At 41.9% G+C, this 11,036-nt stretch carries 7 protein-coding genes and 2 pseudogenes; all 9 read left to right on the plus strand.

The genetic code is table 11. The features are described 5' to 3' along the window. Nucleotides 1-805 precede the first annotated feature (805 nt). The 9 genes and pseudogenes from EKM65_RS10580 (at nucleotide 806) to lysS (ending at nucleotide 10,858) form a co-directional block, all read left to right on the plus strand. A complete protein-coding gene (locus tag EKM65_RS10580; RefSeq protein WP_125608283.1) occupies nucleotides 806-1,216 on the plus strand; it encodes an FtsB family cell division protein in 411 nt (136 codons plus the stop codon). A 70-nt stretch (nucleotides 1,217-1,286) separates the two neighbouring features. Next, entirely contained in the window at nucleotides 1,287-1,769 is a 483-nt protein-coding gene (locus EKM65_RS10585; RefSeq protein ID WP_125608285.1) for a S1 domain-containing RNA-binding protein, read from the plus strand. 157 nt (nucleotides 1,770-1,926) lie between these two features. Then, entirely contained in the window at nucleotides 1,927-3,306 is a 1,380-nt protein-coding gene (gene tilS / locus EKM65_RS10590; protein ID WP_125608287.1) for a tRNA lysidine(34) synthetase TilS, read from the plus strand. Nucleotides 3,307-3,385: 79 nt separating this feature from the next. Then, complete coding sequence (gene hpt / locus EKM65_RS10595; protein ID WP_125608289.1) at nucleotides 3,386-3,922, plus strand: hypoxanthine phosphoribosyltransferase; 537 nt, start codon at nucleotides 3,386-3,388, stop codon at nucleotides 3,920-3,922. 87 nt (nucleotides 3,923-4,009) lie between these two features. Beyond that, a pseudogene (gene ftsH / locus EKM65_RS10600) lies at nucleotides 4,010-6,130 on the plus strand (ATP-dependent zinc metalloprotease FtsH); the annotation flags it as partial. Between the two features lie 548 nt (nucleotides 6,131-6,678). Next, nucleotides 6,679-6,897: a hypothetical protein gene (locus EKM65_RS10605; protein ID WP_125608293.1), complete on the plus strand. Its 219-nt coding sequence runs from the start codon at nucleotides 6,679-6,681 to the stop codon at nucleotides 6,895-6,897. A gap of 481 nt (nucleotides 6,898-7,378) precedes the next feature. Next, nucleotides 7,379-8,259: pseudogene (gene hslO / locus EKM65_RS10610) on the plus strand (Hsp33 family molecular chaperone HslO). A 61-nt stretch (nucleotides 8,260-8,320) separates the two neighbouring features. Then, complete coding sequence (dusB, locus tag EKM65_RS10615) at nucleotides 8,321-9,328, plus strand: tRNA dihydrouridine synthase DusB (RefSeq protein ID WP_125608295.1); 1,008 nt, start codon at nucleotides 8,321-8,323, stop codon at nucleotides 9,326-9,328. 54 nt (nucleotides 9,329-9,382) lie between these two features. Further along, the gene (gene lysS, locus EKM65_RS10620; protein WP_125608297.1) at nucleotides 9,383-10,858 is read left to right on the plus strand and encodes a lysine--tRNA ligase; all 1,476 of its coding nucleotides are present in this window, start codon (nucleotides 9,383-9,385) and stop codon (nucleotides 10,856-10,858) included. Nucleotides 10,859-11,036: the final 178 nt, after the last annotated feature.

Below are 11,036 nucleotides of genomic sequence, written 5' to 3' on the forward strand. Positions count from 1 at the left end.
TATTGAACCGCCGTATACGGAACCGTACGTACGGTGGTGTGAGAGGACGGTAATTTACAATTACTTCCTACTCGATCCACTGAGCGGTATTTATTTTCCCTCACTAAACAAGCAAGCTGGCAACCTTTGCGCAAGCGCTGAATGGATGAGTGGTTAAATACGTTCCAAATTTTGAGAAGTACAAATTCGCAGTTAAGCCGCACTAACGCACTTTAGTCAGTGCCGGAGGGAAATCGCGGTCAGCCGCGGAATTCTTGTTAGTGGTTTACCACTTACAACAAAGCTTGCGTTTGAGACGAATTTATTCGGCTCAAACGCAAGCTCGCAGCGTTCCACCAGCGTATTTTCCGCAGGCACGGAGAAGCACAATATCACAGTTCTAGATTTTGTTATTTCAATAATACGTGCAGCGTTCTACCGCGGATTCCTGTAGGTACGAAAAACCACGCATAATAGTTTTAGTTGCTATTATTTTTTATCGTTACAGCAAGTGCCAACTAATTTGTGACAAATAGTTTAAAAATTTCTCAATTGATCAATTTTTTAGCCGGTCCATGTTATACTTTAGATAGCAAAATGTAGGGCCATGTTTCAACTAGACGAACTTCGTCGAGCTATGTTTCTTGCGGCACGTACTTTGCCACAAGAATAGACAGCGTCCGTAGCATCAAAACTATTTGCGATTTGTGCAAATAGTTAACCTTAGCTGCGGAGTAGCAGTTGAATGAACACCACCACGAACATCAAGAGTTTCTTAGCGATTTTTGCTAAGAAACAGTCATAATTGTGAGATAGGAGCGAGCGCATGCAAGAGCAGATACGAACACATGGCAAAATCACCAGTATCGGTAATCAGTTTGCCCAAGAAGTCGAACATCAGCAGCAAATTGACGCCCGCCGTCGTTATTTGCGGCATGTTCATCGTCGTCGTTTGTGGGTTCTACTGGTGATTTTGCTAGTTGTTTTAATTGGTTTAGGTCTGCAGATCTTTCGTACGAATCAGATTAATTCAGGTATTAAGCAACAAGTTCAAACCGAGAAGAAACAACTGAGTAAAACGAAAGCTAAGAATGATAATTTTAAAATACAAGTTAAGCAACTTAACAATAAAACGTACATTGAAAAGTTAATTCGCTATAAGTATGACTATTCGAAAAAAGGGGAACTGATCTTTACGCTTCCTGAAACGAATAGCTCAATTAATGCCAAAAACTAACTTGAATTGAACTTGTTCGGTGGTATACTTAGTAAATAACAAAGAGTGGCCAAGGAGGAAATTTGGGTTTATGGCAGTTGAAATTGGGTCGAAGGTTACCGGAAAAGTAACCGGAATTACCAACTTCGGGGCGTTTATTGATTTGGGTTCAGGTCAAAGTGGTTTGGTTCATATCAGTGAGATCTCCAATCAATATGTGAAAGACATTCATGATGTTTTGAATGTTGGTGATGCCGTCACGGTTAAAGTGGTTTCCAATCAGAATGGTAAGATTGGCTTGTCAATTAAACAAGCAACAGATCCACAACCAACCGCAGCGGTTCATCATCAGTCAACACATGAACATCAGCCACATGAGCGACGCGAAAGTAACTTTAACAATCATCGCCGCAATTCGAGCAGCAATAGTCGCAATGGTCACAGTAGTAGTAATGGTCACGAAGATTTTGATGATATGCTCTCTGGATTTTTGAAGGAGAGTGAAGATCGTCTCACTGCAATTAAACGTAATACTGAAGGTAAACGCGGTGGCCGTGGTGGTCGTCGAGGCTAGTTCCACAATAGAATAGTCAAGAAGGAGTTGGGACAAAACCCCGACTCCTTTTATTTTGCGTTGTCGTGCAATGGGTTGGCTAAGTTAATCAGTGAACCCAACTCAGCTTTGGTCCCACTTTTTTTTGCGATTAATAAAATTTGCTTGGTGGTGAATAATGAAAAATTTAATTCAGCGATTTAATCAACAGTGGCAACAATTAACGCTAAATGCACAACCGCGCCGAATTGTTCTAGCCTTCTCTGGCGGCGTTGATTCGGCAACTTTATTAGATTTACTTGTTCATTTACCTCAGCAAAATCGGCCGCAATTGTCATTGGCTTACTTTAATCATCAACTGCGTTCGGATAGTAATGATGAGGAACAGTTAGTCAAACAAATTGCAGCTGACTATCAGCTACCAATTGAAATCGGCCATTGGGATCATGGACAACGGACTTCAGAAGCAACTGCTCGGCAAGCACGGTATGACTTTTTAGCAACAGTTTTACAAAAAACGGCCAGTGAAGTTTTGTTGACCGCGCATCATGGTGATGATTTGCTAGAGACAATTTTGTTAAAGTTAATTCGTTCTGGTGAATTAAACGAACTGCCAGGCTTAAGAGCTCAGACGGCTTTTCGTGATTGGCAATTGTGGCGGCCGTTATTAATTTTTAGTAAAGAAGAACTACGTGATTATGCTGCGCAAAACATGATACGATTCGTCGAAGATTCAACGAATCAATCAGATTTCACACCACGTAATCGTTTGCGCCATCACGTTATCCCGGAACTTCAGCAAGAGAATCCACAAATATTAACGCATGCCAACATTTTCGCAACAGAATTAGTTGCGCAGCAGCAACTCGCACATCAGTTCCTCGGTCTTTGGTATGAAAAAATGGCTTTAATTAAAAAAAGTGACCAAATTAGTGGCACATTTCCGCCGGTTGAGCTAGATTTAATGGGATGGCAATTATTTTGGCAGGATTTCATTAAAGTTTATTTACCTAACCTGCAGATGTGCGATCATCAGCAATTAAAACAAATTGCAGTATTAACGCAAACGTCGAGTGGGCATCATCGTGTTAACCTTCAAGATGGTTGGTTCTTTTCGCAGACATATCAGCAATTTACCTTTAATCGGACTGCACCAGTACAATTGACAAGTTCCGCAATTAAGAATGCCGATCTACTATCAGAGAAATATTTGTTAAGATTAAATCAATGGCAACAGGTTGGTCAGCAAAGTATTGGTGTTTTTGAACGGTTGCCTGAAGATTTTAGTGGTACCATTACCCAATTACAAGTGCCAACTTTGCCACAGAATTTGACATTACGTCACCGTTTAGCAGGTGATCGTGTGCAGTTAAGTAATGGACATTGGCAAAAGTTAAGTCGGCGACAGATTGATGCTAAGGTTCCTTTTGACCAGCGAGACGCGACTTGGGTTTTAGTTGGTGATCAACGAATTCTTTGGGTGCAAAATATCTATCATTATAAATTGTCGAATGTCGCGGAAACTGCTAAAATCATTTATGTATTAATAAAAAATTAATGGGGTAGGGCAACCAACTAAAAGTTAAATTTGGTTATTTTAGTTGTCAACTTACTTAATTTTAATTAAGGAGATTAACATGCACGATAACATTGAGGATATCATCGTCTCACAAGATGACATTCAAGAAATTGTGGCTCGGTTAGGTCAACAGCTTCGCGAAGACTACAAAGGAAAGAATCCAATCTTTATTTGTGTTTTGAAAGGCGCTGTGATGTTCATGACTGATTTGGTCAGGGCATATGCTGATTTTTCTGAGATCGAATTTATGGATGTTTCGAGTTATGGCGATGAATTAGAATCAAGCGGCGAAGTTAAAATTATCAAAGACTTGGATGTGCCGGTTAATGGCCGTCACATTGTAATCGTTGAAGATATTATTGACACAGGCCGTACTTTGGACGCTTTAATCAAGTTATTGACCACGCGTGGTGCAGCATCAATCAAGATTTGTACGTTGCTTAGCAAGCCAGCTCATCGCCTCTTAGATGTTCACGTTGATTACGTGGGTGTCAAAGTGCCAGATGCCTTCCTTGTAGGCTACGGACTTGATTACCGGAATCAATATCGTAACTTGCCATATGTTGGTGTTCTTAAGCCAGAAGTTTACGCATAAGATAATAGTCAAAAATGGTCAAATATGGTATGATAGCAACATTCGATTGCACAGATAAAGTAATCGTTTGAATTCAGGAGGTTGTAAATGAAAAATAACCGGAATCGCTTATTAAGTAACGGTTTATTTTACATCATTGTTTTCGTCGCTATTGTTGGTGGCATTAGTTTCTTCTTTAATCGTGGTAATAGTGGCTCAACTCAATCAGTGAGCATGTCTAAGTTTACCAGCCAGTTAAAAGCTGGCAAGATCAAAGATTTCAGCGTGCAACCAGCCAATGGTGTTTATCAAATCAGTGGTGCATACAAAACCGCACAGAAGAGCTCTGCCCCTGCCACTTCATTGGGGTTAACAGGACAAGCATCTTCTACTAATTCAGTAACTGGCTTCACTACGACACTGTTACCAAATGATACGTCATTAGCAGAAGTCACTAAACTTGCGCAAAGCAAAAATGTAACCGTTAATGCTAAAGAAGAATCGCAATCTGGTGTCTGGATCAGTCTGCTGACAATGTTGTTGCCAACTGTTTTACTGTTTGTATTCTTCTATTTCATGATGAATCAATCAGGTCAAGGCGGTGGCGGCGGTGGCCGTGGCGTCATGAGCTTTGGCAAGTCCAAGGCTAAGCCACAAGATCCTAAGAAGAATCCTGTGCGCTTCTCTGACGTTGCCGGTGCCGAAGAAGAGAAACAAGAACTTGTCGAAGTTGTTGAGTTCTTGAAGAACCCTAAGAAATTTAGCGCATTAGGTGCAAGAATACCAAAAGGCGTCCTGTTAGAGGGCCCTCCTGGTACTGGTAAAACTTTACTTGCTCGTGCCGTAGCCGGTGAGGCCGGTGTGCCATTCTTCTCAATCTCAGGTTCTGATTTCGTGGAAATGTTTGTCGGTGTTGGTGCTTCTCGTGTTCGTGATTTATTCGATAATGCTAAGAAGAACGCACCAGCAATCATTTTCATTGATGAAATTGATGCCGTTGGTCGCCAACGTGGCGCTGGCATGGGTGGTGGACACGACGAACGTGAACAAACCCTGAACCAATTGTTAGTTGAGATGGATGGTTTCCAAGGCAATGAAGGCGTTATTGTCATTGCCGCAACCAACCGTTCAGATGTTTTGGATCCAGCCTTACTTCGTCCTGGTCGTTTTGACCGGAAGATTTTAGTCGGTCGTCCCGATGTTAAAGGCCGCGAAGCTATTTTGAAAGTTCATGCCAAGAACAAGCCATTGGCATCAGATGTTGACTTGAAGGCTGTTGCTCGAGAAACTCCAGGTTTCGTTGGTGCAGATTTGGAGAACGTCTTAAACGAAGCTGCTTTAGTGGCTGCTCGTCGTAACAAGACCCAAATTGACGCAAAAGATATTGACGAAGCTGAAGACCGGGTAATTGCTGGCCCTGCTAAAAAGGATCGGGTCATTAATCCTAGAGAGCGGAATACCGTTGCTTATCATGAAGCCGGTCATGCGTTGATTGGTCTAGTTTTGAGCGATTCGAGAACGGTGCGTAAGGTCACCATCGTTCCTCGTGGTCGTGCCGGTGGATACGCTATCATGTTGCCACGTGATGATGAATTCTTATTGAGTAAGAAAGAATTAAATGAACAAATAGTTGGTTTAATGGGTGGCCGGACCGCCGAAGAAATTATCTTTGGTGTTGAATCATCTGGTGCATCTAATGACTTTGAACAAGCAACTCAGATTGCTCGTAGTATGGTGACTCAATATGGGATGTCTGACAAGTTAGGAACAGTTACCTTGGAAAGTGAGTCACAACCATTCCTTGGCGCTTCTTATGGTCAGCAACCACCATATTCTCAAGAGACTGCTGCTGCAATTGACAGCGAAGTTCGTCGAATTATTAATGAAGCTCACAAACGTGCTTATGAGATTATCCAAGCTCATCGTGAACAACATAAGTTAATTGCTGAAGCTTTGTTGAAGTACGAAACATTGGATGAGAAGCAAATCTTGAGTTTGTATAACGATGGTAAAATGCCTGAAGGCACGCCAGAGTATCCAAGTGAACACGCTGCAACTTTTGAAGAGGCTAAGCGCGCACTTGAGCAAAAAGATGCTGAACAAGATGCCGATGATCACTCAGATAAGCAAACTCACGATGACCAAGATGATCATCAAAATCCAACGACGCCAGCTCAACCAAAGGTAAGTCAATCAGAAGACGACACGGTTAAGCCTGCCGAGGATACGAAGCCAGCTGAACATCAGGAGGAAGTTCACACGGAAGAAGCACAATCCGCTGTTGCTCATCCTGATGACGTCGCAGATGCTGATGAAGCTACACCAAAGCCAACTGAAACAGCGCCAAAAGTTAGTCATGATGTACAAACACCTGATGAAACGGTCGACGATTATACACCGCGTCATGGCCGTGTTGAAACACCAGCTGATCCTGAGAACCCATATCCTAATGGACATGATTCAGATGGTATCAATATTGATGACCTTGATGATGACCTTGATGATGACGATGATGATCAAGATCCACAAGCATAATTGTTTAAAGGAACTGGGACAAATCCTAGTTCCTTTTTTTATCGTTACTTTTCAAAATAGTGGCGACTAGGACTGTTATTTTGCGGTTCTCCGCGCTTGCGCAAAGGTTGTATACGGAATGTGGCGAGGTACCGTGGCGGCAAATAAATACTTGTCGCTGGAGTGTAGTGGGCGTTGCAACCAAAATAGTGGCGACTAAAACTGTTATTTTGCTGTCCTCCGCGCTTACGTAAAGGTTGCGTATGAAACATGCGGGTGCCGTGGTGGCAAATAAATACTTTGCGCTGGAACGTAGTGGGCGTCGATTTGAGCCGATCAAAGTGCCAATCGTCTCAAATACGAGCCTTATTGTAGTCGATAAATCGTCAACAATAATGTCACTACTGAGCGGTATTTATTTGCCACCACTAAACAAGCAAGAGGGCAACCTTTGCGCAAGCGCTGAGTTGACGTGTGGTTGAACTGCCTTTCAATTTTAAGAAGTGTAAATTTGCAGTTAAGTTGTACTAACGCACTTTTGTCAGTGCCGGAGGGAAATCGCGGTCAGCTGTGAATTGTCGTTAATGGTTTACCATTTACGACAAGGCCGAGCTTTAAGCCAATCTACGATTGTCTTAAAGTCGAGCCCACAGCGTTCCACCAGCGTATTTCCCGTAGGTACGAAGAACCACAATATCACAGTTTTAGGACTTATCTTTATAACTAGGTATAACTAGGTTTGGATTTTATTCGGCTCAGGTCAATACTCACAGCGTTCCACCAGCATATTTCCCGTAGGCACGAAGAAACACAATATAGCAGTTTTTTTCACATCTTTTCAGCAATCTAGAATAAGCCGGTTGCTGGGAATTATAGCAGCTGGTGGTAGATTTTTCAGTGTAATTAGTCTAGAATTGTTGATTAAGGCATTATGATAACGTAAGAAGATTGTGAGGAATCGTTGTGTCAGATTATTTAGTTAAGGGCGTAACTGTTGATGGCGCATTTCGCATGTTAGCAGTCAATGGCACCGAAATTGTTCAAACCGCACAAATTGACCATGATACTTGGTCGGCTTCTTCGGCAGCATTAGGACGAACTTTAATAGGCACTTTGTTATTAAGCAGTGTCTTATTAAAGAATGATGAAAAGTTAACGGTACGCATTTTAGGCGATGGACCTGTTGACGGTATTGTGGCCGACGGTAATGCCAATGGTACAATTAAGGGCTATATTAGCCAACCACATGTTAATTTACCACTGAACCCGGTCGGCAAAATTGATGTTCGCCGTGCTGTGGGCACAAAGGGCATGGTTAATGTTACCAAAGACTTAGGTTTGAAAGAACCGTTTACTGGTCAAGTTCCGATTACATCTGGTGAGATTGCCGAAGATTTAACGTATTATCTAGCAAAGTCTGAACAAATTTCTTCAGCAATGGGGCTATCTGTGTTTGTTAATCAAGACAATTCCATTGGTGTTGCTGGTGGTTTTTGATTCAAACTTTGCCTGGTGCCACTGATGAGCAATTAACACACTTAGAAGCAAATTTAAAGGCATTACCATTAGTTTCTGACTTGTTGCGTGATGGTAAAACACCGGAAATGATTCTACAAAAGATTTTTGCTGATGAAGCGATTAAATTTTTAGATAAAGTACCAGTTGCCTATCAGTGCGATTGTTCGAAAGACCGATTTGCTAAGGCCATTGCCGCCTTGGGCCAATCCGACTTGAAGGTAATGATTGAACAAGACCATGGTGCCGAAGCAGTTTGTAAGTTCTGTGGTAAGAAATATCAATTTACAGAAGCCGAATTAAAGGAATTGGCGGCGCAATCAAAGTAGGTTGCAATCGAGGCTAGTTTTTTGCTAAGATTAGACGATTGAGAAATAGGAGCGATAGTGTGTGGAGTGGCAAATTGGTAACGTAACGATCCCTAATCAAGTCGTTGTTGCGCCAATGGCTGGTATTACAAATTCAGCTTTTCGCGTAATCTGTAAACAGTTTGGTGCAGGCTTAGTTGTCTGTGAGATGATTAGTGATCAGGGAATTATGCATCGCAATCAGAAAACATTGAACATGATGTTCATTGATCCTTACGAACATCCGGTTAGTCTTCAAGTCTTCGGTGGTACACGGGCAACCTTGGTCGAAGCTGCCAAGTTTGTTGATCAGCAAACTGATGCTGATATCATTGATCTTAATATGGGTTGTCCAGTGAATAAAGTTGTTAAAACTGATGCCGGTGCTAAGTGGTTACTTGATTCTGATAAAGTTTACGAGATGGTTGCAGCGGTTGTTGCAGCAGTTGAAAAGCCTGTCACAGTTAAAATGCGGACCGGCTGGGATAAAGATCATATTTTAGCCGTTGAAAATGCAATGGCTGCACAACGAGCTGGTGCTTCGGCATTAGCCATGCACGGTCGAACGCGTAAGCAAATGTATTCTGGTACAGCTGATTGGGATATTCTCAAGGAAGTACGTCAGCATTTAACCATTCCGTTTATAGGAAATGGTGATGTGCGTACGCCACAAGATGCTCAGCGAATGCTGACTGAGGTTGGTGCTGATGCGGTCATGATTGGTCGCGCAGTGTTAGGAAATCCGTGGTTGCTTCAAGCTGTCAACCAATATTTAGACACAGGTGAATTAATGTCAGAGCCAACGCCGCGAGCTAAAGTTGCTATTGCCAAAGAAGAATTAGCATCTTTGATGAAGTTAAAGGGTGAGCGCTTTGCCGTCCCAGAATTTCGCCAACAGGCTGCCTATTATCTTAAAGGAATTCCCCGCGCAGCAAGAACGAAGGCTGCAGTTAACGAAGCGGTTACTAAGGCAGAAGTAGATCGTTTATTAGATGATTTTGTCGATTTATATGAAACACGGTTAAAAGAAAAAGAGAGTTATAGTGTATAAAAAGGGGTCGTTGTTGTGGCAAACAAGAAGGTAAATCAAAATAATGAAACGGATATGAACGATCAATTAATCGTTCGCCGTGAAAAAATGCAGGCTTTACGTGACGAAGGAATTGATCCATTCGGCACTCGCTTTGTGCGGTCTGATTTGGCGGAACAGTTACATCAGAAGTTTGATGATATTGAAAAGGGGCAGCTTGAAGAAGATGTTCCTGAAGTCGTTATTGCGGGCCGCATGGTTTCAAAACGTGGCAAGGGTAAAGTCGGCTTTGCTGATATTCGTGATCGTAGTGGCAAGATTCAAATCTATGTCCGTAAAGATGTTGTTGGTGAAGAAAACTATCAAATCTTCAAAAAGTCTGATTTAGGCGACTTTCTTGGTATCAATGGCGAAGTCATGAAGACTGACACAGGTGAATTAACCGTTAAAGCCACTCATGTTACTTTCTTGACCAAAGCTTTACGGCCGTTACCAGATAAGTTCCATGGTTTAAGCAATGTGGAGCAGAAGTATCGTCAACGCTATTTGGACCTGATTGCTAATCAAGACAGTTTTGATCGGTTTATTAAGCGTAGTAAGATTGTTAAAGCTGTTCGTGAATATTTGGATGGGGAAGACTTTACCGAAGTGGAAACGTCATCTTTACATGTCCAAGCGGGCGGCGCTTCCGCAAAGCCGTTTATTACACATCACAATGCTTTAGACATTAACCTTTATTTACGAATTGCTTTGGAGCTACAACTGAAACGATTGATTGTCGGCGGGATGGAACGTGTCTATGAGATTGGCCGTGTTTATCGTAATGAAGGAATTGACACGCGTCACAATCCAGAATTCACAATGCTAGAAACGTACGCTGCCTACTTTGATTTTAAAGACGTCATGGATGAGACGGAAGGTATTTTTCGCCATGCCGCACACAGTGTTTTAGATAGCGGTAAAGTTACTTATCAGGGACAAGAAGTCGATTTGGATCAGCCATTTCAGCGTATTCATATGGTTGATGCAATTAAAGAAAAAACGGGTGTTGATTTTTGGCAACAAATGAGTCTTGAAGACGCACGCAAAATTGCAGATGGGCATCATGTTCATTATGAAAGCTATTGGCAAGTCGGTCACATTATCAATGAATTCTTTGAACAATTTGTTGAAAGTACTTTGCAACAGCCAACTTTTGTGTACGGTCATCCAATTGAAGTTTCGCCGTTAGCCAAGAAGAATGCGGCAGATCCACGCTTTACCGATCGTTTTGAATTGTTTATCTTAGGGGCAGAGTATGCCAATGCCTTCTCAGAATTAAACGATCCCATTGATCAGAAGGAACGTTTTGAAGAACAGGATGCAGAACGTGATGCCGGCAATGATGAAGCTCACGGTGTTGACTATGACTTTATCGAGTCTTTGGAGTACGGAATGCCGCCTACAGGTGGACTCGGTATTGGCATTGATCGATTAGTAATGCTGTTGACAGATGCACCATCAATTCGTGATGTCCTACTCTTTCCAACTATGCGTCCCGAAAACGAATAAGATTTTTTAGCCCCGATATCTTTGATATTAGGGCTTTTTTTATAACTTCGTGGAAAATGTTTCTAAAAAATATCGTTTTTTTGTTGACGTACTAATATCTTATTGATAAGATAGTTTAAGTTGTGAACGGCAAATAATTATGAAGCGTTATCTTTATTGTTAATTCAACATTCAAACA

The sequence above is a fragment of the Lapidilactobacillus bayanensis genome (assembly GCF_003946695.1).
In the GTDB taxonomy this organism is placed as follows: domain Bacteria; phylum Bacillota; class Bacilli; order Lactobacillales; family Lactobacillaceae; genus Lapidilactobacillus; species Lapidilactobacillus bayanensis.